At 54.1% G+C, this 23,518-nt stretch carries 23 protein-coding genes and 3 tRNA genes; 11 read left to right on the forward strand and 15 right to left on the reverse strand.

Translation table 11 applies throughout. The features are described from left to right. Nucleotides 1–29 precede the first annotated feature (29 nt). Entirely contained in the window at nucleotides 30–389 is a 360-nt protein-coding gene (locus tag AFK62_RS02960) for a DUF3592 domain-containing protein (RefSeq protein ID WP_007664941.1), read from the reverse strand. A 451-nt stretch (nucleotides 390–840) separates the two neighbouring features. Between AFK62_RS02960 and AFK62_RS02965 the strand changes: the two genes are divergently transcribed. From AFK62_RS02965 to AFK62_RS02980, 4 genes are all read left to right on the forward strand, one after another. Next, nucleotides 841–2,040, forward strand: a complete 1,200-nt coding sequence (locus AFK62_RS02965; protein ID WP_007664943.1) for a hypothetical protein — start codon at nucleotides 841–843, stop codon at nucleotides 2,038–2,040. Nucleotides 2,041–2,336: 296 nt separating this feature from the next. Then, nucleotides 2,337–4,004 (forward strand): methyl-accepting chemotaxis protein, encoded by a 1,668-nt coding sequence (gene tsr / locus AFK62_RS02970; RefSeq protein ID WP_007664945.1) that lies wholly within the window; start codon nucleotides 2,337–2,339, stop codon nucleotides 4,002–4,004. A gap of 221 nt (nucleotides 4,005–4,225) precedes the next feature. Then, on the forward strand, nucleotides 4,226–6,013 hold the full coding sequence (locus AFK62_RS02975) for a diguanylate cyclase (RefSeq protein WP_053531702.1): 1,788 nt from the start codon (nucleotides 4,226–4,228) through the stop codon (nucleotides 6,011–6,013). Between the two features lie 206 nt (nucleotides 6,014–6,219). After that, nucleotides 6,220–7,179 (forward strand): sensor domain-containing diguanylate cyclase, encoded by a 960-nt coding sequence (locus tag AFK62_RS02980; RefSeq protein ID WP_007664952.1) that lies wholly within the window; start codon nucleotides 6,220–6,222, stop codon nucleotides 7,177–7,179. A 12-nt stretch (nucleotides 7,180–7,191) separates the two neighbouring features. On the opposite strand, the gene opgB is transcribed toward AFK62_RS02980, so the two are convergent. The 7 genes from opgB to AFK62_RS03015 form a co-directional block, all read right to left on the reverse strand. Then, entirely contained in the window at nucleotides 7,192–9,483 is a 2,292-nt protein-coding gene (opgB, locus tag AFK62_RS02985) for a phosphatidylglycerol--membrane-oligosaccharide glycerophosphotransferase (RefSeq protein WP_032983929.1), read from the reverse strand. A gap of 364 nt (nucleotides 9,484–9,847) precedes the next feature. Then, entirely contained in the window at nucleotides 9,848–10,585 is a 738-nt protein-coding gene (dnaC, locus tag AFK62_RS02990) for a DNA replication protein DnaC (protein ID WP_007664959.1), read from the reverse strand. Between the two features lie 2 nt (nucleotides 10,586–10,587). Further along, on the reverse strand, nucleotides 10,588–11,133 hold the full coding sequence (gene dnaT, locus AFK62_RS02995; protein ID WP_007664961.1) for a primosomal protein DnaT: 546 nt from the start codon (nucleotides 11,131–11,133) through the stop codon (nucleotides 10,588–10,590). Between the two features lie 219 nt (nucleotides 11,134–11,352). Then, a complete protein-coding gene (locus tag AFK62_RS03000; RefSeq protein WP_007664963.1) occupies nucleotides 11,353–11,781 on the reverse strand; it encodes an organic hydroperoxide resistance protein in 429 nt (142 codons plus the stop codon). Nucleotides 11,782–11,858: 77 nt separating this feature from the next. Beyond that, complete coding sequence (locus AFK62_RS03005) at nucleotides 11,859–12,314, reverse strand: MarR family winged helix-turn-helix transcriptional regulator (RefSeq protein ID WP_200908864.1); 456 nt, start codon at nucleotides 12,312–12,314, stop codon at nucleotides 11,859–11,861. A gap of 65 nt (nucleotides 12,315–12,379) precedes the next feature. After that, the gene (locus AFK62_RS03010; RefSeq protein ID WP_053531704.1) at nucleotides 12,380–12,853 is read right to left on the reverse strand and encodes a threonine/serine exporter; all 474 of its coding nucleotides are present in this window, start codon (nucleotides 12,851–12,853) and stop codon (nucleotides 12,380–12,382) included. Next, a complete protein-coding gene (locus tag AFK62_RS03015) occupies nucleotides 12,844–13,620 on the reverse strand; it encodes a threonine/serine exporter family protein (protein WP_007664972.1) in 777 nt (258 codons plus the stop codon). Before AFK62_RS03015 ends, AFK62_RS03010 begins: the two co-directional genes overlap by 10 nt. Before the next feature lie 521 nt (nucleotides 13,621–14,141). Between AFK62_RS03015 and AFK62_RS03020 the strand changes: the two genes are divergently transcribed. Together AFK62_RS03020 and bglJ are read left to right on the forward strand one after the other, a co-directional pair. Continuing rightward, complete coding sequence (locus AFK62_RS03020; RefSeq protein ID WP_200908865.1) at nucleotides 14,142–14,858, forward strand: helix-turn-helix transcriptional regulator; 717 nt, start codon at nucleotides 14,142–14,144, stop codon at nucleotides 14,856–14,858. Further along, on the forward strand, nucleotides 14,822–15,475 hold the full coding sequence (bglJ, locus tag AFK62_RS03025) for a DNA-binding transcriptional activator BglJ (protein ID WP_007664978.1): 654 nt from the start codon (nucleotides 14,822–14,824) through the stop codon (nucleotides 15,473–15,475). The genes AFK62_RS03020 and bglJ overlap by 37 nt, the downstream gene beginning before the upstream one ends. Nucleotides 15,476–15,567: 92 nt before the next feature. On the opposite strand, the gene AFK62_RS03030 is transcribed toward bglJ, so the two are convergent. Further along, nucleotides 15,568–16,026 carry a YbaK/EbsC family protein gene (locus AFK62_RS03030; RefSeq protein WP_007664982.1) on the reverse strand — a complete coding sequence of 153 codons (459 nt, stop codon included), beginning with the start codon at nucleotides 16,024–16,026 and terminating at the stop codon, nucleotides 15,568–15,570. A 395-nt stretch (nucleotides 16,027–16,421) separates the two neighbouring features. Here AFK62_RS03030 and AFK62_RS03035 point away from each other — a divergent pair, with 395 nt between their 5' ends. After that, complete coding sequence (locus AFK62_RS03035) at nucleotides 16,422–17,768, forward strand: PTS sugar transporter subunit IIC (protein ID WP_053531705.1); 1,347 nt, start codon at nucleotides 16,422–16,424, stop codon at nucleotides 17,766–17,768. A 30-nt stretch (nucleotides 17,769–17,798) separates the two neighbouring features. On the opposite strand, the gene fhuF is transcribed toward AFK62_RS03035, so the two are convergent. Next, nucleotides 17,799–18,587, reverse strand: coding sequence for a siderophore-iron reductase FhuF (gene fhuF, locus AFK62_RS03040; protein WP_007664986.1), 789 nt, complete (start codon nucleotides 18,585–18,587; stop codon nucleotides 17,799–17,801). Nucleotides 18,588–18,703: 116 nt separating this feature from the next. Next, on the reverse strand, nucleotides 18,704–19,765 hold the full coding sequence (locus AFK62_RS03045; protein WP_007664987.1) for a GGDEF domain-containing protein: 1,062 nt from the start codon (nucleotides 19,763–19,765) through the stop codon (nucleotides 18,704–18,706). Between the two features lie 203 nt (nucleotides 19,766–19,968). Here AFK62_RS03045 and AFK62_RS03050 point away from each other — a divergent pair, with 203 nt between their 5' ends. Further along, nucleotides 19,969–20,250: a DUF1435 domain-containing protein gene (locus AFK62_RS03050; protein WP_007664990.1), complete on the forward strand. Its 282-nt coding sequence runs from the start codon at nucleotides 19,969–19,971 to the stop codon at nucleotides 20,248–20,250. A gap of 88 nt (nucleotides 20,251–20,338) precedes the next feature. On the opposite strand, the gene AFK62_RS03055 is transcribed toward AFK62_RS03050, so the two are convergent. The 4 genes from AFK62_RS03055 to rsmC form a co-directional block, all read right to left on the reverse strand. Further along, nucleotides 20,339–20,424 (reverse strand) — tRNA-Leu (locus tag AFK62_RS03055). Between the two features lie 30 nt (nucleotides 20,425–20,454). Next, a tRNA-Leu gene (locus AFK62_RS03060) sits at nucleotides 20,455–20,540 on the reverse strand. A gap of 32 nt (nucleotides 20,541–20,572) precedes the next feature. After that, nucleotides 20,573–20,658: transfer RNA gene (locus tag AFK62_RS03065), tRNA-Leu, on the reverse strand. Between the two features lie 130 nt (nucleotides 20,659–20,788). Beyond that, the gene (rsmC, locus tag AFK62_RS03070; RefSeq protein WP_007671052.1) at nucleotides 20,789–21,817 is read right to left on the reverse strand and encodes a 16S rRNA (guanine(1207)-N(2))-methyltransferase RsmC; all 1,029 of its coding nucleotides are present in this window, start codon (nucleotides 21,815–21,817) and stop codon (nucleotides 20,789–20,791) included. 105 nt (nucleotides 21,818–21,922) lie between these two features. On the opposite strand from rsmC, the gene AFK62_RS03075 reads away from it, so the two are divergent. From AFK62_RS03075 to yjjG, 3 genes are read left to right on the forward strand one after another with little or no spacing between them, the layout of a single operon-like run. Beyond that, nucleotides 21,923–22,333, forward strand: a complete 411-nt coding sequence (locus AFK62_RS03075; protein ID WP_007671051.1) for a DNA polymerase III subunit psi — start codon at nucleotides 21,923–21,925, stop codon at nucleotides 22,331–22,333. Then, a complete protein-coding gene (gene rimI / locus AFK62_RS03080) occupies nucleotides 22,302–22,745 on the forward strand; it encodes a ribosomal protein S18-alanine N-acetyltransferase (protein WP_032984340.1) in 444 nt (147 codons plus the stop codon). The genes AFK62_RS03075 and rimI overlap by 32 nt, the downstream gene beginning before the upstream one ends. Before the next feature lie 20 nt (nucleotides 22,746–22,765). Beyond that, nucleotides 22,766–23,443 carry a pyrimidine 5'-nucleotidase gene (yjjG, locus tag AFK62_RS03085; protein WP_053531706.1) on the forward strand — a complete coding sequence of 226 codons (678 nt, stop codon included), beginning with the start codon at nucleotides 22,766–22,768 and terminating at the stop codon, nucleotides 23,441–23,443. The last annotated feature ends 75 nt before the right edge of the window (nucleotides 23,444–23,518 follow it).

Below are 23,518 nucleotides of genomic sequence, written 5' to 3' on the forward strand. Positions count from 1 at the left end.
ACGGAGGGCGCCTTTATTGTTGACGAGGGTTACTGTGACAGCAAATCGGGGATCTCATCCGCGGCTATCAATATTTTTTGCGGATTGTCTTTTAAGTAATAGGTCGGAATGGTTTTGTGATCTTTTACGTAAATCATATCCGGCGGCGACAACGTGGCAGAACCCACCGCGGTTTCCGGGCCCCTGTCCGTTGTGAAGGTCACCTTCATTTTGTACGTCACGCTGCCGGAGTCAGAAGAGCTGGAGTAGCGCATTTCAAGGATACGGGCATCGACTCTGATAGCCGCCGCTTTGAACTTTGCTGCTCTTTCCATCTGAAATGAGATAATGAAATAAATACCCATAAGTACCAGCACAATGCTGGAGAGAGTGAAAAACACCTCGGCCATCGCTTTTTATTCTCCCTGTCGTAAAGCGGCACCACCGAATATTAAATACATGGAGGGTGGGCGTCGAGTTATTCGCGAATGTCAGTTACAGAACGTTGGGAACCACCGCATCCGCGATCACGGCGGAGCGACGGTCTGCATAGCGATATACCGCCATCGCCACGGGGTTCTCCCCGCTGGGCCTGTCAGGGCTTAAGTGGGCCGCGACCGCAGAAACGACCGCAGTGCTGCGCGGCGAAATGGGTTGATTTCAGAGAACTATCAGAACAACAGTGTGAACTCAGGTTTGAGCTGGAACTTCTGATAAACCGGAGAATTTTCGGCAGTGAAAAAGGCGTCACGGAGGGGTCTTTATTATTTACGGCGTGCAGGGCTGGCCGCCGTTATTATTCTGGGAATGTTTTCCGGTATATTGGGCCGCTGACGATATGGTTGTTAAAGGAACAAAGTGATGAGCACGGAGAGTGACAAGGTAAAAGCGCTGGTGAAGCAAATCAGTAAATATTTCGTCGCGTTATTACCTTATTCAACCCTGTTGTCTGGCGCGATTATCTGGAGTTATCTGGCCAGTATCGGACGTCTCGATCTTCTGATGGGTGCGTTTTCCTTTAATATCGGCCTGATCTCGCTGCTCGCCTCCGCCGCCGCGTTTTCACTGGCGACAGCGCTTACGCTGGTGCTGCCCAGCGCGATTTTACTGGCGCATCGCGAAGTGAACCCTGGCGACCCTGAGCAGACGTTTCATAAAAAGCTGCCCTGGCTCTGCTTTGCCGTCTCGTTTATTTACCTGACGCTGGTTTTCCTGCCGCATACCACGCTTGTGAAAAAAATGACCGGAGCATATGACTTTAGCGCTGGGAAAGTGCTTATCTTAACGGTTATCACCGCGGCCTTACTGGTGATTTATTTTAATATCGGGTTTCTTTTGCGCACGCTGAAACCTGGCAAATGGCAGAGAGTCTGGTTGGTGTTAATGTGGCTGGGATTAATCATCGCCAATACGCTTTTTATCCTGTTACCGAGTCTTTCTGTATCAATACCTGCGGGTTTTCTTATTCGCTCCAGCCGCGGCGAAGGCTCCTGGGCTATGGTTTTCGCCTGGATATTTATCAGCCTGTTTGCCTTTCTGGCATTTCTGCCAGCCATCGTGCATTACTCGCATAAAGGCGGCGAGCACAAGAACGGCGGGGCCATTAAAAAATTCTTAGTGACGGCTTGTGTGGCGGTGGTCTTTATCGTCCTGCTGTTTCCTACCGTCTGGAGCACCCTCGTTTATGGTTCGCTTGTCTCCATCGGGCTGGTGGACCCGCAGCCGCACTACTACCGGGTCGATGACGAGACGTTTTCAACGGCGCTGTTCCCCGAAGCGGTCTGGCATACGCAGGAGATGCCAGGCCGTGATGAGAAAGCCTTTTTTATACGCGGGGTAAGCCTGTTTTCAACCGGCAGCGTGGAGCTTATTTGCCCGGTTTATATCCTTAAGCTGCGCGCACGGGCGACGACGCGCGACTACGCGAATTTCGAGCCCGGTAATAACGAGGCATCGGTCCGCTATTTCCGCCAGATGGTGAAAGGCTGCATTGCTTTTGAAACCAGCGAAATTCGCCGGTGGGATACGCTGTTTGACGCGAACGGCGCTATAAAAAAATAAATAATTTTCAGAAGAAACAGGCCGTTTGCTTGTTTCTTTCTCGTCAAGACACCTTCGCACAAACGACTCGCACTTTGCGATTAAGCGCTATTTCGTTGTGCTAAAAACAGGAATTAAGCTGTGCTTAATTTGCCTGCCTGCCTCACGCAATATGATCTGCGTCACACACTGCGTGGTTATGGCGCTATACCCACCAAAATTAGTACAAAAATCGGCCTAAGCCATTGCTTATCCATATAAAGTTTTTGGATTTAATGCCGACACTCTTCCCATCTGTCGTATCGGGAAGAGAAACCATGTTAAACCGCATAAAAGTTGTAACGAGTTTGCTGTTAGTTTTGGTCTTGTTCGGTCTGTTGCAAATGGCTTCCGGTGGCTTGTTCTTTAATGCCATCAAAAGTGACAAGGAAAATTTCACCGTTCTGCAAACCATCCGTCAGCAGCAGTCTACGCTGAACGGCAGTTGGGTCGCGCTGATTCAGACCCGTAATACCTTAAACCGCGCCGGTATCCGCTACATGATGGACGCCAGCAATATGGGGAGCGGGGCAACCGTGCAGGATCTGATGCAGATTGCCAGCACGACGCTTAAGCAGGCAGAAAAACACTGGGCTGACTACCAGGCTCTGCCACGCGACCCGCGTCAGAGCGAGGAGTCCGCAGAAGAGATTAAGCGTAACTACGATATCTATCACGGTGCGCTGGCGGAGCTTATCCAATTGCTCGGCGCCGGGAAAATCAACGAATTCTTCGACCAGCCGACCCAGAAATATCAGGACGGTTTCGAGAAAGCCTACACCGAGTACATGGCGCAGAATGACAGCCTGTATGAAATTGCCGTGGAAGGCAGCAACAGCTCCTACAGCATGGCTATCTGGATCCTGATTGGCGTTCTGGCCGTTGTACTGGCCGTGATTGTCTGCGTCTGGTTCGGTATTCAGAACACGCTTATCGCCCCGCTGAACCGCCTTATCGATAGCATTCGCCACATCGCAAGCGGCGATCTGGCGCGCCAGATTGAAGTGGATGGCACCAATGAGATGGGTCAGCTCGCGGCCAGCATTAAACATATGCAGGGCGAACTGGTGCGCACCGTCGGTGAAGTACGTAACGGCGCGGACGCTATCTACAGCGGTGCCAGCGAAATCTCCGCCGGTAACAACGATCTTTCTTCCCGTACCGAAGAGCAGGCTGCGTCTCTGGAAGAAACGGCTGCCAGCATGGAAGAGCTGACCGCGACCGTGAAACAGAACGCCGAAAACGCCCGTCAGGCGAGCCAGCTGGCCCTGAGCGCGTCGGAAACCGCGCAGAAAGGCGGCAAAGTGGTGGATAACGTGGTGCAGACGATGCGCGATATCGCTGGCAGCTCCCAGAAAATTGCGGATATCACCAGCGTCATCGATGGCATTGCCTTCCAGACCAACATCCTCGCGCTGAACGCCGCCGTTGAAGCGGCGCGTGCGGGTGAGCAAGGCCGCGGCTTTGCGGTGGTAGCAGGTGAAGTTCGTAACCTGGCGCAGCGCAGTGCGCAGGCTGCTAAAGAGATTAAAGGCCTTATCGAAGACTCCGTCAGCAAAGTGGATGTGGGCTCGACGCTTGTGGAGAGCGCCGGTGAAACCATGGGCGAGATCGTCAGCGCCGTAACCCGTGTGACCGACATCATGGGTGAAATCGCCTCTGCCTCTGACGAGCAGAGCCGCGGTATTGACCAGGTGGGCCTGGCCGTCGCCGAGATGGACCGTGTGACCCAGCAGAACGCCTCGCTGGTAGAGCAGTCCGCCGCGGCTGCAAGCGCGCTTGAAGAGCAGGCGAGCCGCCTGACGCAGTCCGTTGCGGTGTTCCGCATCAGCCAGGACGCACGCGACAAACCGCGTGATACAAGCCCGGTCATCGTCAGCGCTGCGCCGGTTGCACCGCGCAAGCCTGTGGTGGCGCAGGGCGGCGATAACTGGGAAACCTTCTAATCGCACCCTGGTACACCGCCCCCGCCGCTCGCGCTGCGGGGGCTTTTTTTTGCCCCGCGTTCCGTGCGCAACATGCGCCCGGCCCAAATCATTTACATAAAGAATTGGTTATCTGTTTCTATAATCAATTTATTCAATCAGACATGAAAACTGGCTGATATGTCTGCGCTTCGCAGGCATTCGGCTATGGTCAGCCCTCTTTTTAACGAACGGGATCCTCTGTGCGCATCGCGACAATGACCAACTTTGCCTATGGCGCGACGGTGGCGCTCACTCTCGCCTCCGGCGTGGTGCTGATGATGGCCTCCAGCGCTGACAAGGAGGAGCGGGCGGCCGTGCGGCAAAGCGAGGTGTTTGACAGGCTGACGGATACGGTTGAACAGGAGACGTATGCGCTGACGGAACTGGCGCGCACGTATGTGGTGGCGCGTCGGCCTGAAGATCTGACGGCATGGCAGGCGAAAAAAGCGCAGGATGAAAAAAACGAGGCACATCTGGCGCGGTTGCACGATCAGGGCGCCACACTTGAAGAGCTTGATCATCTGCGCCTCGGCATGGCGCTAGCCCATGAGCTGGAGGATGAACAGCAGCAGGCGATTGAGGCGGTCACGCGCGGCGAAAACGAACGCGCCATGCAACTGTTGTTCGGTGTGAATTATGAACGTGATCTGGACAAGATGGATTTCCAGTTCGCGCATTTTCGCGGCCTGCTGGACAGACGCACCAGCGCTACGATCCAGACGGCAACGGAGGCCTCTATGCGCCTGCGCACGCTCTCAGAAATTATGGTGGGGCTGACGGCGCTGCTGTTTCTGTTTGTGCTGGGGTTTATCCTCAAGCGCCGTATTCTGCGCCCGGTGGTAAAACTGAGCGATGTTGTAAATCGCCTGGCGACGCAGGATTACGACGTCGAAGCGCCGCTGTTTCAGCAGGTGGATGAAATTGGCGATATGGCGCAGGCGATTCATGTGTTCCGGGAAAATGGCCTGGCGCGTCAGCGACTCGAACAGGAGCGTGATGCCGACTGGGCCATTCGGCGTTTGCTGTCGCGTATGACACAGCGGTTGCAGGGCAGCGAGTCCCGCAGCGATATCATTGAGCTGGCGCGGCTCTTTGCGCCACAGATAGCGCCGGGGCTTGCGGGACGGCTTTATGTGCTGGACACGCGCGATAATCTGATGACCTGCGCTGCCCGCTGGCTGGACGCGACGGGAGGCGATAGCGCGTTTACGCCGGACGAGTGCTGGGCGCTGCGCCGCGGGCAGATGCACAGCCCGGGCCGCGATTTGGTCGATATTCCCTGTAAGCATCTGCCGGATGCGGTCGCGACAAAGGCCATTTGCGTGCCGCTCATCGCCCAGAATGAAACTATCGGGCTGCTGTCGTTTGAAAAGATCGATGAAGCGAAAGAACCGCCTTACGTCTATCTCGAACTGATGGCCGAAACGCTGGCGCTGGCGCTGGCAAACCAGAAGCTGCGCGATGCGCTGACCGAAAAAGCGATGTTTGATTCGCTGACCGGCATGCGCAACCGCTATCACCTTGAAGACGCGCTGAATGCCTGCATTAGCCAGGCCGAAGCGTCAGGCTCGCCGGTAAGCAGCCTGATGATAGACATTGATTACTTTAAAACGCTCAATGATCGCTACGGCCACGACGCGGGCGATGCGGCGCTCAAAGAGATAGCCCGGACGATCCGCGCGGTGCTCGGCGATACGGCACAGGCGTTTCGTTACGGCGGCGAGGAGTTTCTGGTATTGCTGCCCGGTATGTCGCAGTCGCAGGCACATACGCTTGCGACACGTATTCTGACGCAGGTCGGTGAGCTGTCGCTGCGCTACAACGGTCAGGAGATTGGCCCGGTGTCGGTCTCGGTGGGGCTTGCGACCTGGCCCGATCATGCCCGTCGTGAAAACCTCATCAAAAACGCTGATATCGCCCTCTATCTTGCCAAAGAAATGGGCCGTTCGCGTATTGTGGTCGCAAACCGTCTGAAAGCAGGTGGCTGAGGCCCGGCTGCGTTTCGTCTGAATTACCGAGGCGCGGCGGCGCATGGCGTCTGCAAAGTGTGGCGTGGGTCATGCGTAATAACCGTTACCGCTTCGCAAACCCCCTGTTTTTCCTCCTATACTCGTTCGTTTGACAGAATATATTTCTGGCAGAATCGTCCGTTCATTATTGGGCACACGCGCTGCCATTGACGCGGAGGTAGAAAATGCAATTTCCTGGTATTCCGGAAAACGAAGAAGAGCGACTGAAATCGCTGTATATGATGGATCTGCTTGATACCAGGGATGATGAGCGTTTCGAACGCCTCACGCGGGTAGCGAAAAAATTATTCCATGTGCCGGTGGCACTGATAAGCCTGCTTGACCGTGACCGCCAGTGGCTGCTGGCGTGCCAGGGGCTGAACACGCGCGAAACGACGCGCGATGTGTCGTTTTGCGGCCACGCGATTTTACAAGCCGGGCCGTTTATTGTTAATGACGCGCGCCTCGATGCGCGTTTTCACGATAACCCGCTGGTGACCGGCGAACCGCATATCCGCTTTTATGCGGGGTATCCGGTGCGCCTGCCGGATGGCGCGGTAGTCGGCACGCTCTGTCTTATCGACGGCACGCCGCGCGATTTCAGCGATGACGACATCGCGACACTGATGGATCTGGCGTTTATTGTCGAAGATGAGTTTCATGTGATCAGCATGGCGATGACGGACAGCCTTACCGGCATTCCTAACCGTCGCGGCTTTTATCGCAGTGGCGAAAAACGGTTTACTGCGCTGAAGGATAATACCGAGCCGTTTAGCATCATCTATTTCGATCTTGATAAGTTTAAGCCTATCAATGACCTGTGGGGACATGCCGAAGGAGATGAAGTGCTGAAGGTGTTCTCCGCGCAGCTTCGCCAGCATCTGGGCCCAAAAGATATCGCAGGCCGGCTTGGCGGTGATGAGTTCGCCGTCATGCTGACCCGCGAGAGCGACACGCAGCCGTTTCTTAATAAGCTGCGCGAGAGCCTCGATGTGCATAACGAGCGCGCCGGAAAGCCTTACAACATCAATTACTCTTACGGGTTGCTTAACCGCGATGCGGGGGATTTCGGCTCGCTGCTGGAGATGATCAAAGAGAGTGATAACGTCATGTATTCCGCGAAGCGCAGAAAGCGGCTCGATTAACAACGAGCGGGATCACCCGCTCGTCTTAACGACTTTAATCGACACCATCCCGATGCCAAGACGGCGCGGCGCATGACCGAGAATATTGCCCTCGTTAGTCGCCTGCGGTGCGGGCGGCACAATCACCAGCGTGTTGCTGCGTTGTGGATTGTCGAAATACAGCGTGGTGGTGGAAACCTCGTTGCCGAGCGTGAGCGTCTGCTCGCTGTTACCCACCTTCACCGGCACCGGTTTTCCAGCGTTCGGCCCAAACGCTTTCGCGGTGATGACTAGCGCGAATTGCTCTGGCAGCGGCTGGTTGTATTCGATTTTCACTTCTTCGCCGAGTTGCGCGTTAGACCAGCGTCCCCAGGACTCCGGGCGTGAAATGCCGGAGAACTGTTTAACCTCTTCCGGCGCGCCCGCCACGTTGAAAATAAAGCTGTCGGCCTGATAGCGGATATCGTTGTCCATCACCTTGAGTGTCTCGACGTTGCGCTGGTAACGCGCGGTGTCGATGACCGTATCGCGAAACGCCGCTTTGCCCTGCCAGGTGGCTTTATCTACCCGCTGTACGCGTTGTTCGCCGCCAAGCTGCCCCTGCGAGACGCAGTAGTCGGTGGAGAGCGCCAGCGCGGGCGCCCACAGCCGCGCCATTTTGTAGCAGTTGTCCACCCAGATGAAATTATCGCGCGGGGCGAAATCTGCCAGCTGGAAGCGTAGCGGGGCGGAATATTCGCTCTCCGGCAGCGGCTCGATGCGTTTATCTGACACGCGCAGCAGAAGCGGCAGGCGGAAATGGCTGCCAGAAAAGGCGATGGTCTGTTTATGCGTGTCTATGGTGAAATCGTTAATTTCTGACGGGAATTTCCACAGATTAATAATATCCGGCTTCCAGGCGAGCACTTTCGATTTCATGTTCAGGAAGACGGTCGAGAGCGACTGGCCTGAAAGGCTACTGCGGCCAAGCCCCAGATAGTTATCGCCGCCGAGAATATCGAGTACCGTCGCGCCGTTATCCATGGTGTTGCGTTTCACCGTGACCACATCCTGCTGCGGCTGGTCGCCACGCAAAACAAAGAACAGATTATTTCTGTCCTGTTTACTGAGGTATTTATATGCGGTGTTGTTCATCGCTAGATGATCGGACGAAACGACAATGACGGTGTTCTTGAAATAAGGCGAGGCTTTGATTTTATTTATCAGCGCCGCGACATGTTCCTGACTGCAACTGACCGCGCTGAAAGACTGGTTCGGCTTGCCGTCAAAGGCGTAGCTTTTACGCTTGCAGGTGCGCGATACGAAGCCGTCCGGGTGGTGCGTGTCTACTGTTAGCGTAAAGAGAGAAAAGCGTTTGCCCGATTGAGACAGTTCTTCATATTTTTTCCAGACCTCATCGAGCACGGTGTCGTCGTAAAAACCCCAGTCGTTGCGATATGCCGGATCTTTCACGACACCCTTTAGTTCTTCGGCGCCATAGAGATGGTCGAAACCGTGTGATTTCAAAAACACATCTTTCCCGGCGAAGCGCAGGTTTGCGCCCTGAATGAAATAGTTTTCATAGCCGGAGTTTTTCAGGATATCGCCGAGGCAAACATTCTGCGGGAAGAAGCTCGACATGGAGGCCGACGCGTTACCCTCAAACGGCGCGAAGAGGGGAATACCGCACTGGGAGGCAACCATGCCCGCGATCGTGTAGTCGGTGCCGGGAAGCTGCGCGGTATGGCTGAAATCAATCCCTTCATTTTTCAGCGCGCCCAGATCGGGAGTTAGATCAGGGAAGGCCTGATCGTCAAAATAGGTGCGCTCCAGGCTTTCGCCGTAGATATAGACCAGATTGAGCTGCGGGTTGTCGATACGCTTTTGCGGCTCTTTATAGTAGGCCGCGAAATCCGGGTCGCCCTCGCCGGTCTGGGATTTGACCAGTTCGGTTATCTGGCGAAACGCCGGGCTTGCATCTACCGAGGCGAGCGCCAACAGCAGGGCGGCAAAGCTGTAACCGAAGTGGTAGGGAAGATGGCGACGACGGCGCAAGATCCAGGTTAACACCCCAAAGACTGCCAGCAGCGCAGCGACCAGCCCGACGCCGGGCAGAATGTATTTGCTGATACCCGCGCCGGTAAGGCTGCTGGTGAGTGTGTACAGCACCGCGTCGTTGATGCCATCGCCCGTAAAATAGTTACTGGCAAGCAGCGTCAAATTCAGGATAACGAACAGCCCTAACACCACCAGGGTTGCGATAAACCACCAGGTGTTACGACCTGCCTTGAAGGCGTAAATCGCCACGGAGGCGATAAAGAGAAGTACGGAAAGCCACTCTGACAACACTACATCCTCGCAGCGAAGGCGCCAGGCCCGTTGGGGTTAAATCACTTTTTTAGAGTAGGAATATAACTTTACTGTCACATTCCTACAATTTTAGCGTCATCTTAATGTGGAGCAGTTCAGATAAGGTTTAGAAATACGATTTTTTGAACCGTGTCTCATCGCCTGTGGCGCGGGATGCCGTTGTGCAAAACGTAAATTGGGATGTTTATTAATGGACAGTTACCGGAAGCAGTAAAAAGCAGCTTCTTTTATGAAAATTTTATTACAAAGCAGATTTCACTAAAGAACGCTGAAATAAAAGCGGGACGGGAGAATGACAGATAGGGGGCGCGATAAAACGCCCCGCTGAACAGGACGAGAATTAATACTCTTTACCGGTGACGCGGCTGCGGTAGCTGTCCCAGTTGAAGTTGACCCACAGGCTGTTGCCAAGGCGCATACGGTCCATTACGCGCTCGCCAAGCAGTTTGGTCATCTCTTCCATGTTCTGGTTGGTCAGCATCCCGGTCGGGCGCTTAGAGGATGAACGGCGATCCACAAGCTGGTTGATGATCACTTTTTCATAGCGTGATTCGCTCTGCATGCCGATCTCGTCGATCACCAGCAGATCGACGCTGCTCAGATCTTTAAGCAGCTGTTCTTCGCTGGTTTCCCGACTGCCGAAGGTGTCTTTCATCGCAGACATAATATCGGCAACGGTAATGATCATGACCGATTTTCCGCGCAGCAGAAGCTCATTGCAGATGGCGGCGGCCAGGTGGTTTTTCCCGGTGCCGGGTTTACCGGCAAAGACGAAACTCGCAATGTTGCCGTCAAAGCCTTCGACGTACTGACGCGCTTTGTTCAGGGCGTTCATCTGGCCTTCGTTTTCGACGCGGTAGTTATCAAAAGAACAGTTCTGGTGCAGCGGGCGAATACCGGAGCGGTTAAAGGTGCGCTGCATTTTCATCGCGCGGTTTTCACGCTCAATCGCCTCCGAGCGAAGACGCCCCTGTTCCTGTTGCCAGGCGAGCAGCTCTTCGCCGGTTTTAAACGCAGGCTTGACGTCAGGCGGCATGAGCCGCTTCAGGCGCAACATCAGGTCAGTGACGTTTTTCATGTTTACCCTCGAAATCCGTCAGGAATATGATCGTCCGGCTGTGCGATGGCGTTGACGTCGCGTCGTGCCGAAGACGTAAAGGTGGCGCGGTTCATCTGAATGCTGCGCGCAAGCTTCTGTTGCCACTGGATATGGTGGAACACTTTCCCTTCCGCTTGCCAGTAAGCGACGAAAGAGGCCAGCTCTTCGCTCGTGACCGGCTGGGCAAGGGGAATGCCCCACAGCGCGGCCATGCGCTGAAACTCCGGATCGGGCTGCCATCCTGGGTACATGGCGAATTTCCCCATCGGCACCGGAACGGGCTGCGCGGCATCATTCCCTTCTTCAAAAAATTGCGCTTCCAGCGCGACATCGGAGCGGGGAGCGGCGAGCTGTTTTTCCAGCGCCAGCAGTTCCGCCATGCGCGCCGGCGTGACGGCATAAAATGCGGGCGCATTGTTATCAAACACCGCCACGGCCCCTCGTTCAGCATGCGCCAGCGCGCTGCCGGGATTGCGCCGGAAGGCGTCAATATCAACGACATCAGGGGTCAGGATTCTGGAAGACATAAAACGTTCTCGATCAAAGCGTTATCAGACACTGGACAATAATTAGCCAGCAGAGGCGATAATTCCTTCATAGTAGCATAGTCAGCGGCGGGGTTTGAGCTTATTGGCGTGGTGAATAACAGGCAAAAAAAAGCGCGCCATAACATCTGGCGCGCTTCGCGTCCCCTGGTGAGGGCAGTTTCGTTTTTATTTTAAGCTTCCCCGTTAGCGGGGATAGCGTCAGGCAATGATATTCAGCGTAACGTCGATGTTGCCGCGGGTCGCATTGGAGTACGGGCAAACGATATGTGCCGCATCGACCAGTTTCTGCGCTTCAGATTCGTCCATCCCCGGCAGGTGAATGTTCAGCGTGGCTTCGATACCGAAGCCGGTCGGCAGCGGGCCGATGCCCACTTCGCCTTCAATAAACGCATCTTTCGGCATGGCGATTTTGTCGCGGGCAGAAACAAACTTCATCGCCCCCAGGAAGCAGGCGGAATAGCCTGCGGCAAACAGCTGTTCCGGGTTGGTGACATCGCCGCCCATGCCGCCCATCTCTTTCGGCACGCCCAGTTTCACGTCCAGTACGCCGTCAGAAGAAGTGGCGCGGCCGTCACGGCCACCGGTGGCTTTTGCTTTGGCGCGGTAGATTACGTTTTCTAAAGACATAGACCTTTCCTTTTGAGTTTTAGACGATTTAATCGCGTGCTATTTATAATGCGCGGTAACGCCATCCTGCGATGGCCTTACTGCTGATTCAGATTGCTGCGAAGCGTTTCGAGCTGCGCTTTTAGGCTCAACAACGTTTCTTTATCACAGGCTGCGGCGCAGATCACCGAGCCTGGAATGCCGTGGGCCTTGGCTTTTAATTCGCGGCCCGCATCCGTCAGCGTGACAATCACTTGTCTCTCATCCTGGCGCGAGCGCTGGCGCATCACCAGCCCTGCGGATTCCAGTCGCTTCAGCAGCGGCGTGAGCGTAGCGGAATCAAGAAACAGGCGTTCGCCAATCTCAGAAACCGTTACGTCGTCCTGCTCCCACAACACCAGCATCACCAGATATTGCGGGTACGTCAGCCCAAGCGGCGTTAGCAACTGGCGATAGATTTTATGCAGCGCCAGGTTAGTCGAGTAGAGCGCAAAGCAGAGCTGATTATCTAAATCGAGTGGCAGCCCTGCGCGTTGTTGTTGTGTCGTCTTCATGCTTTGAATATAGATAGCGCACGATTTAATTGCAAGTGAGTTTTTACCTGTCGCTGTGATAGCTTTTATACGCGCGGACGTTTGCGGTACAGCCAGAGGCCCGGCAAAGACAACCCAATGGAGAGCGCGCCGACGGTGGACGCCGCTTTCAGAAAGTTGGTCACCAGTGAGATCATCAACACGTCGCTATAGCCAAAGTGGCTGATCTTGACGGCGGATATCATCGCCGAATAAGCCGAAATGCCCGGAAACATGGGGATCACCGCCGCGACGGTAAAGACCTTCGGGTGCGCCAGATACCAGCGTGACCACTGAATACCGATGCAGCCGACCAGCATAGCAGCCAGAAATGTGCCCCATTCAATATTAAGCCCGAGCATCGTCATCACGGTGCGCGAACCGTGACCGACTGCGCCGAGAAGCGCGCACCAGAGCAGCGCGCGGCGCGGAACGTTAAAGACCATCGCGAAGCCCGCCGCCGGAATAGCGGAGAGCAGCATATCTTCCAGCAGCAGCGTAATAATGCGAATTACATCCATCCCCGAAGCCCCCATAAGGCCATTGCCATGATCACCCCGATGCAGGTGGCGAGCGTGAGTAAGCTCGCCATCGCCCAGCGGGCCAGCCCCGTATTCACATGACCTTTAAACATATCCGCCACCGCATTGATGAGCGGAAAACCAGGCACCAGCAGCAGGACGCTGGCGGCCATCGCGACGGCAGAAGTGCTGGCGAACGGCGGCAGGGCGAGCAGCAAGCCAGAAACCGTAGTCGCGACAAATGCAGTAAGGCAAAAATTGATTTGCGGATGCAGGTGGCGCTGCGTCAGCGCCTGGCGGACATACATTGCAAGCGTGCTGGCAATAAACGTCACCAGCGCACCGTCCCAGCCGCCTTTGTTCATTTTGCAAAAGCACGCGCAGGAAAGCCCAACCATCAGCACTACGTGCCAGCGCGGATAGCGCAGAGGTTTTAGCTGTGAAAACCGTTTTTCGACGTCATAGCGATCAAGCAGCTTATGCTCGGCCATAATCACGATGTGCTGAACCTCCGTCACCATATGCATATTGATGCCGCGATCGATGTTTTTACGTGTTGTGGTGAGGCAGTGGTTATCTTTAATCGTGGTAAGGACAATGGCGTTCGCGGAGATAGAGCTCTCCACGCTGTCCATCCCGAGCGCGTGGCCAAGCCGCGTCATCAGTTCTTCGATAAGCGCGCTCTCCGCGCCGTGCTGCAATAAATAAAGCCCACACTGAATACACAAACGGGTGATTTCCCGCTGCGCTAAAGCATCCGCTTCCATATTCGGCCCTGGTAAAAGAAGGCGACAGCGCGCCAGAAGTGTCCATTATTAACATGCTCGAGGCGCTTCCGCTGTGGAGGCAGATCAAGCTTGCTGCATTTTTCGGCACCGCGGGTGTCGAAGAACCGCTAAAAACGTCTCCATCCGATTCAGCGGCATGCATAACCCGCGTTATCCATATATGGATAATAAATACCGACACCGGGATGCGATAAAGCTTATTTATTACGTGAACCCATAATGTCTATAAATAGACATTTTTTATCTTTTTACTATGAGAATATCCTTTAATCCGGCGTGGCGTATTTTTCGCCTTTTTTGTCGTTGACAGTAAAATAAAGCGTTCATAGAATGCCGGTGTTTTGCCAGACAGGGAATTCTTCCTGTCTATTTATATACATCATTTGCTTAGGCTATCTGCGCTGTTGTTTTTCTTTTTTTTGGTTTTTTTAATTTTGCATTGATTCATAAATGCGTTTCAAAAAAATATGTTTGGCCGGAAGGATATAACCGGAGGAAATATGTTACCAGGACGTTGCAAACAAGGCGTTATCATTAGTCAAATCCCTGTCATGCATACCGGGCTTGCGGCCATTATTCGCCGCCATTTCCCGGAGACCGAACTTTATCACTATAAAAGCAGCGCGGAATTGTCGCTGCCTTTGCTAAATCCGGTTGATATGGTTCTCGCCGAGCTGCCTTGCGCACCGGAAGACGCGCGTCAGGAGTGTGAGGCGTATTACTCGCTGGTGGCGCAGGCCCCCGCGGTGCACTGGATTTTCCTTGTACCGGCGGCGTCGTTCAGTCTGGCGGTTCAGTTGCTGATGCGCCCGGAAACCACGCTGCTTTCCACTGCCGAACCCGTAGAAGGCGTGGTGAATGCCATTCAACTCGGGCGGGAGAAAGCAGAACGCGTCAGCCAGATGCTGGTGACGCCACGGCAGGCTCAGCATACCGAGCCTGCGTCTACGGTGAAGCTCACCACATCAGAAAGACAAGTTTTACGCCTTCTTGGTAAAGGCTGGGGAATAAACCAAATCGCCCAGTTGCTGAAAAAAAGCAATAAAACGATTAGTGCGCAGAAAAATAGCGCCATGCGGCGATTATCGTTACGCGGTAATGCAGAAATGTACGCATGGATAAGTAGTTTGCAGGGTTTAAAGGAATTAAATTTGCTTTCATTACATAAGGAACAGGCTGAATGGAACACGGAGTCGAAAAACGAAACGTTGCGCTAATTGAAAAATGCGTAATGAGCGGTGAAGGCATCCGGTCGCTGTTGCAGGGAAATTATTCGACATCATATCGCCTGGAAATATTTACCGATCATCATGCATTTATCCAGGCTACTGCAAACCGCGCATTTTCCGCCGTTATTTTTTCGCTGGAAGGAACGCGTGAGCACCGGCGTGACTGTCTGCAATTTGTCAGTGAAATGGCGAAAGCCTGGCCGCGCATGAAGCGCATCGTGATGGTGAATAATGTGAATGAGGGAAAACTGATAAGCCAGCTTTCCCCTACGCCGTTACAAGGGATTATCGATAAGTCGGAAACGCTGTCACGCTTTACCGACGAACTGATGTCCGCGATGAATGATTCTTCCCGTGCCAGCGAATTACCGAATAAGGTCTGGTACGCAAGCCATGGTCCGCGTCTTCTTAGCCCAACCGAGCGGATCATTCTGCGTTATCTGACAGACGGTTACTCGGTTTCGCAAATTGCCTGTCGGCTGGAGCGCAATATCAAAACCATTCGCGCGCACAAGTTTAACGCGATGCTGAAACTGGGCGTTCATACTGATGCAGGTTTACTGAACGCGGCGGACATTCTTTTACATCGGGCTGGCTTGTTTTAAGGGGTTTGGGGCCGCGTCATCGCTTTCAAAGAACTGAAGAGAGCTGACGGCGCGGCTAGCGCCAGCCGCGTATATCATCGACTACGTCGGCGTTATAAACAGACATCCACCCACTTCGCGTGCGTAAGCTCAGCCAGGCGAGCGGGCGTAATGCGCACGGCGCTGTGAATGGCGCCCGCCGCAGGGAGCACTTCGTCATACTGGCGCAGCGACACATCGCAATAGACGGGCAATGCGTTTTCCAGTCCAAACGGGCAGACGCCGCCGACAGGGTGCCCCGTCCAGGTCACGACTTCATCGCTGCTAAGCATTCTGGCTTTCGCACCGAAAGTGGTTTTCAATTTTTTATTATCAAGACGGGCATCGCCCTTAGCGACCACCAGAATCACCGTATCTTTTACTTTCAGCGAGAGCGTTTTGGCTATCTGTCCCGGCTCTACCTGATGGGCGGCAGCAGCCAGCGCAACGGTCGCCGTGCTTTGGTTCAGTTCAATGATTTCAATATCGGGGGCGTTGTCGACAAAGAATTGCCGCACGGATTCCAGACTCATGTATTTCTCCTGAATATAACTGTCCTAATCTGGCATACAGAGCCAGCTTTTGTAAATTATCGGAAAAGCGCTTTTCTGCGACTATCCGGTGTTTTCTGGATCTCCTTCACAATCAAGGAAACCGGTTACTGTAACCGGTTGCAGGCCCTTCATCGCGGATTAATACTGGTTAAGTAACCTCCCTCTGTAACCAATAATAAGAGCCGTCTATGAAACCTTTCTTTCTCAGTTACGCCGCTGGCAAGGCAGTAAAACACAGGTGCAGCCGGAAGATTTCACTGCGCAGGAAGCAGAGCGACACGCCCGGTTACGGTTTTCAGTTCAATGGATTATGGGATGATGCGCGACGCCAGCCCGCCGCGTATTCACGTTGATTGCCTGACAGGAGAACCGCCATGTCTGCCAACCATGCTGCATTTAATGTGATTTTTCGCTTTGTTGAAAATTATGTCAGTCCGATAGCTTCCCGCATTTCCGCACAACGCCATGTTATGGCGATCCGCGACGGCTTTATCTCTGCGATGCCGTTTATGATAGTCGGCTCGTTTTTACTGGTGTTCGCCTATCCGCCGTTTTCGCCAGATACCACGCTTGGTTTTGCGCGCGCCTGGCTGGATATGGCGAAACAGTTTGAAGGTCAGATCCTTACGCCGTTTGATATGACAATGGGGATCATGTCGATTTATATTTGTGCCGCTATCGCCTATAACCTGGGCAAACACTATGTCAAATCGCATCAGTTAGATCCTTTCATGTGCGCCATGCTATCGCTGATGGCGTTCATGCTGGTCGCCGCGCCAAAAACAAAAGGGACCCTGCCTGTGGACAGTCTCGGTGGAACCGGGATTTTCACGGCGATCCTCGTGGCGATTTACTCTGTAGAGATGATGCGTTTTCTGAAAGCGCATAATATCGGTATCCGCCTGCCAGACCAGGTGCCGCCGATGATCAAAAACTCCTTTGATTTATTGATTCCGGTGCTTGTGGTGGTCCTGACGCTCTATCCGCTGAGCCTGTTGATCCAGTCACAATTCGGTATGCTCATTCCGCAGGCCATTATGGCCATTTTCAAACCTCTGGTCTCTGCGGCGGATTCGCTGCCCGCTATTTTGCTCGCGGTGTTGATTGGTCATCTGCTCTGGTTTGCTGGCATTCACGGCGCGGCAATTGTCTCCGGCATGCTGCAAATGTTCTGGCTAACGAACCTCGGCATTAACCAGACGGCACTGGCCCAGGGCGCGCCACTGCCCCATATCTTTATGGAGGCGTTCTGGACATTCTTTATTGTTATTGGTGGCTCAGGGGCGACGATGGGACTGGTGTTCTGTTATCTGCGCAGCCGCTCGGCGCATCTGCGATCCATCGGTCGGCTGAGTGTGGTGCCCAGTATATTCAATATCAATGAGCCGGTGATTTTCGGCACGCCAATTGTAATGAACCCGGTCTTCTTTATTCCTTTCCTGCTGGCCCCAATGGTGAATGCGGTGTTAGCCTGGGCTGCAATGAAGTTTGATTTAATCGGGCGCGTGATTTCTGTTGTGCCGTGGACCGCGCCTGCGCCGGTGGGCGCCGCCTGGGCGCTGGGCTGGGATTTCCGCGCTGCGTTGCTGGTTGTGGTGCTGGCGGTAGTGTCAGCCATCATCTACTTCCCGTTCTTTAAAGTGTACGAAAAACAGTTGCTGGCGCAGGAGGCGGAAGAGGCACAAAAAGAGGCGCAGGGGGCTGGGGAACAGGCTGCCTGATAACGAAACGGCGGGGAAACCCGCCGTGATTTATTTTAGCGTACAGTCGCCGCATTGCTGCACATCAGGCAGCTTATAACGCTGACAACAGGTGCGGCGCACCAGTAATCCTTCGCGCAGTACGACCGTGCGAAACAGTGGGTTTTCCTGGCCATTCAACAAGGTTTTTTCAAAAAAGCAGCTTTGACGCAGCGCGTTGACTGTCTCTTCGCCCAGCCACTCGCGCCATTCGCCAAAGCACCAGTTAATGAGATAACCAGTGTTACTCCAGATGAGCTTGCCGTTAATGTCGCCCGAGGCTTCCAGTGCCTGAACCACTGGTGTCATCACATCCAGCAGTAGTTTTTCCAGCCGTTCACGCGCAGAAAGCCCGATAGCACTGACATCTTCTTCAACCATCATATAGAAGCATGCCGCGCGGCCCGTTTCGTGAAAATCGACGGCGATATTCTCTTCGCTGAGATCCAGCGCCTGCGGCTGTGTCAGCAGCGCCAGCATCAACGGCGGCACCAGCAGGCCAAGATACCACTGCGCCCAGAGTGATTTTAGCGGCTTGTTTTCACGAACGACTGTTGGCTGGTTACGGTAAATATGATCGGAGTAGAGCGCCATTAAAGAGGCGAGTGCGGCGGGCTGCGACCATTCACTGAAGGTCAACGCGGTTACCGGTGGCGTTTCATCAAGCTTCATAATGTCGTGAAAGTGTGCGCGGTGCGTCGTGAACGCTTCGCGCAGGCGCAAGGCGAGCGTCGAAGGCGGACGATGCAGCGGAGCGCGCCAGATAAGATCATCAACAGAATGAAGGGAACGATAAGCCATAGCGTAGTTTGAACAGCAAATCTAAATGATAATGATTGCCAATCCTAACTATAGGCGGAAACGATAGCAAGCAGTTTGGCGCGACCACCCATCCACTTGCCGGAGCCGCGAGAAATTCAGGCGGCGCGTTGGTCGCTGGAATACAAAATGTGGTTACGCCCTTCGTTTTTAGCGGCATAGAGCGCTTCATCCGCGCGACGCAGCGCGTCGACGATATCGCCATTTTTCAGTGGGGCGATGCCGATGCTTAGCGTTACGTTAGTCGCCACGCTTTCATTAAAAATATGTGGAATGCGCAGATCAAAAACCCGCTGACGAATACGCTCGGCCGCCAGACGTGCGCTCTGTTCATCGGCATGGGTTAACAGCACCATAAACTCTTCGCCCCCGTAACGGGTGACGATATCACGCGAGCGCACAGAATCGCGGATTGCTGCTGACACGCGCGTCAACGCCTGGTCGCCCATCATATGGCCGTAGTGATCGTTATAGGCTTTAAAGTGGTCGATATCCATGAGCAGCACGAATACCTGGCCTGCATCAGGTGGAAGATTATCAAACCGGTTTTGAAAGCCGCGTCGGTTATAAAGGCCGGTAAGCGGATCCATCATGCTGAGATCGATAAGTGTGGCTTTCTCTTCAATCAGCGTCTGCATCATGCGCCGCGCGAAAATATCATTCCGTCTGGCAATCAGATGCTGAATAACCAGCCCAATTAACGGCAGCGCCAGGGTATAAGCAAAGAGCGTGGAGTGCTGGGCGTTATCCAGCCACAGGATGGTCAGGGTAATGGGCAGGCAAAACGCGATAAACGCGGCAGGCATATTTATAAAGGAGAGGGCGGCGATAAATAACGCGCCGAGCAAGGTAATCAGCAGACATATGCCGTCATGAAAAACACACCACGGGCTTTTGAGCCAGATATTCCATGACCAGAGTACGCCAGCCAGCAGGGCGGTCGGGTTGATAGCCTTCAGGCGGAAAGCCCGGGTCTGCGCGCGTATCAGTAACCCGCCACACAGCGCAATAACACTTAAGGCGGGCCAGGGAATATGCGGGTAGTCATAAAGGGGATCCACGAGATTAAACAACGCGGAAAAAAGATTAAGAAACAGAAAGAGTTTCAGGGACAGTTGGTATTTTTCTTCTGTCAGGGCTCGCCAGTTATTTACAGTCATATCCGTGGGTGACTTATTTAGCGCTATCAGGTTCTTATAAAAGCCAGATAAAGGATGGGCTCATTATGCCATGCAACAGAGAATGAGAATTTTCTTAACCAAGGCGAGCAATTTATCACCTTCATCCTGATATGTCATTATCTCTTAACCTAAGTAAAGCCTCGCTAAACTCATTTTCATTCACAAATGAGAATTTATATCATATGATATTGTTTATCATTATCGATACGAGAGGCGAATCGATGTTGTACAGACGACTGGAAAGTGGTTGGGCCGTCATTTTGCCGGGCGCACTGGTCGCAATGCTGGCATGGAGTGAACTGAGCTGGGCACAGTGGCGGGTCATTATTGTACTGGCGCTGCTGGCGACGGTCGGCATGCTGTACCATCCGCGCTTGCGGCACTATGTATTGCTGCCATCGTGCATCGCATTCGCGAGCGGATTAATGCTAATCGTATCGCATCTGCACAACGCGTTAAATTAAGGGAATAACCAGATAAGCAAGATTAAGAAAGGGAATAACGAAAACGTAACGCAGGGAAATACCGAGGGATAAGAAGTGATAAAAGAAGTGGTGCGAGGGGGGGGACTTGAACCCCCACGTCCGAAGGACACTAACACCTGAAGCTAGCGCGTCTACCAATTCCGCCACCTTCGCACTGTCTCTTTTATCGTATCGCCATCGCATTGGTGCGAGGGGGGGGACTTGAACCCCCACGTCCGAAGGACACTAACACCTGAAGCTAGCGCGTCTACCAATTCCGCCACCTTCGCGCAGTGCGAGCGATACTTTCTTGCGTGGTCTTTGGTGCGAGGGGGGGGACTTGAACCCCCACGTCCGAAGGACACTAACACCTGAAGCTAGCGCGTCTACCAATTCCGCCACCTTCGCATACCAACAATACTGGGAAGTATTGTAACCACGGAGGCGCATTCTAGATGTTTTCTGGGCTTCGTCAACACTTAATTTCATGCCGCTTTTCTGAATGGTGCAAAAAGCGGCATTTCACGCAGGGATACTTTTAGCGCTTCGCGTTACGGCCCATGACGGCGCGGTAAACCTTAAAGCGACCCGTCTGCGCCATCACTTCGTGGTTGCCGAAGGTTTCATCAAGAATGTTCGGGTAAGGCAAGAACGCGTTCGCCACGATGCGCAGCTCGCCGCCGATATTCAGATGACGTACCGCACTGCGGATAAGCGTCTGAGCGGCTTCAAAGCTGGTTTCCATCCCGTCATGGAAAGGCGGGTTAGAGATAATCATGTCGAAACGGCCTTTGATTTCCGAGAAGACATTGCTGGCGAGGACTTCACCTTCAAAACCATTCGCGGCAAGCGTCGCGCGGCTGGCGTCTACCGCCGGGGCGCTTACGTCGCACAGCGTTAAACGTACTTTCGGTGAATGGCTTGCCAGTACTGCCGCCAGCACGCCTGCGCCACAACCGACATCCAGTACTTTGCCTTTAGTATGCGGTGAAAGAGTAGAAAGCAGCAGATCGCTGCCGACATCCAGCCCGTCGCGGCTAAACACGCCCGGCAGCGTTTTAATGGTCAGATCATCGACCTGATATTCACCCCACCAGCCATCCGCATCAAAATCTGGCTGCTTTTCGAGACGACCATGATAAAGGCCGCAGCGACGCGCGCTGTCGATTTTATTGAGCGGGCAGAAGGCTTCAAGCATCGCCTCAGCGCTGCGCACGCCGCTGCGGTTTTCTCCGACCACGAAAACATCTGTGCCCACCGGCAGCAGCGACAGCAGATTTATCAACTGGAACTGCGCTTCGGGTTTGTTTTTCGGCCAGTAATAGATAAGGGTATCACTGTCCGCCACGATATCGGCATCGGCCACCAGACCGTAGCGCGCGTTATCGCCCATCGGCTTGCTCAGCACCTGCCAGTGGTGGAACTGCTGCGTGTGCGCACGGCTTTGCGCGGTTTCAAAACGCGCAGGCAGGTCATCCTGCATATCGCCGGCAAACAGAACGCGGCTTTCGGTAAAATCATCACTGTGGCGTAGCAGAACTTCGCTTGCCGGGGAAAAAGCAGACATGAAACACTCCTTCGGAAACTTGAGGGGCGATTATAGTGGTTTGTTGGCGCATGTTCGACGGATTTGCTATATTTGCGCCCCTTCGGCACAGATTCAGGCATTCCTATGACATCCCGACGAGACTGGCGTTTACAGCAACTGGGCATCACCCAGTGGGTATTGCGTCGCCCCGCCGCGCTGCTGGGTGAAATTGCCATTGTGCTGCCTGCGCATATCCGCCTTGTCATGGTGGCCTCTGAACCGCCGCCGCTCAGCCAGCCTTTCATTAAAGATGTGTTGCGCGCACTGGCGCTCGACGCCTCTCAGGTCATGCAGATAACCCCCGACCGTGTTGCCATGCTGCACGATGCTGACTGCAATAGCTGGTGTCTGGGCGTTGAAGATGCGCCAGAACTGCCCGGTGTCAGGTTAGTCACACCCGGGCTTGAGACGCTACAGCGCAGCGGCGCGGCGCGCGCCGACCTCTGGCAACAAATTTGCGAGCATGAAGATGATCTCCTTACTCCAGCCCGCTGATCTGGCGGCAGCTTTCTCGATTGAACAGCGCGCCCATGCGTTCCCCTGGAGCGAAAAAACCTTTGCCAGCAATCAGGGCGAGCGTTATCTCAACCTGCGGCTTGATGTCGACGGTACCATGGCCGCGTTCGCGATAACCCAGGTCGTGCTGGATGAAGCCACGCTTTTTAATATCGCGGTAGACCCCGCCTTTCAGCGTCGCGGTCTCGGCCGGGCGTTGCTTGAACATCTTATCGCCGCGCTGGAGCAGCGCGACGTGCTGACGCTCTGGCTTGAAGTCCGCGCCTCCAATCATGCGGCGCGCGCGCTCTATGAAAGCCTGGGCTTTAACGAGGCGACGATTCGTCGTAACTATTACCCGACGCCCAACGGGCGCGAAGACGCCATCATCATGGCGTTACCGCTGGGCTGATAATCAATAAAGGTGACGTAATGAAGTGGGACTGGATTCTTTTTGACGCTGACGAAACGCTGTTTACTTTCGACGCCTTCGGTGGCCTGCAGCGCATGTTCCTCGACTACAGCATTACCTTCACCGAGCAGGATTACCATGACTACCAGGCGGTCAATAAGCCACTGTGGGTCGATTACCAGAATGGCGCTATCACGGCGCTGCAGCTTCAGCATCAGCGTTTTCAGGGTTGGGCTAACCGCCTGAGCGTACCAGCAGGCGATCTGAACAGCGCTTTTTTAAATGCGATGGCGGAAATCTGCGCGCCGCTGCCGGGCGCGGCGTCGTTACTGGAATCGCTCAAAGGCAACGTCAAGCTTGGCATCATTACCAATGGCTTTACGGCGCTTCAGCAGATCCGTCTTGAGCGCACCGGTTTTCGCGACTATTTTGACTTACTGGTTATCTCAGAACAGGTCGGTGTCGCGAAACCCGCGCCGGAAATTTTCGACTATGCGCTTGAAAAAATGGGCAATCCCGATCGTTCGCGCGTACTCATGGTGGGCGATACCGCGGAATCCGATATTCTCGGCGGCATCAATGCGGGCCTTGCGACCTGCTGGTTAAACCACCATGGACGCACGCTACCGGAAGACATCGCCCCGACCTGGCAGGTCACTTCCTTAAGCGAACTGGAGCAACTGCTGTGTAAACAATGATTGTCTGACCCTTTCGGATGGGTAAAATAGCCGCATTTTTCGCTCACTCGCCGCGTGGCGCCTGGCCGCGCGCTT

This window comes from Cronobacter condimenti 1330 (genome assembly GCF_001277255.1).
GTDB lineage: Bacteria > Pseudomonadota > Gammaproteobacteria > Enterobacterales > Enterobacteriaceae > Cronobacter > Cronobacter condimenti.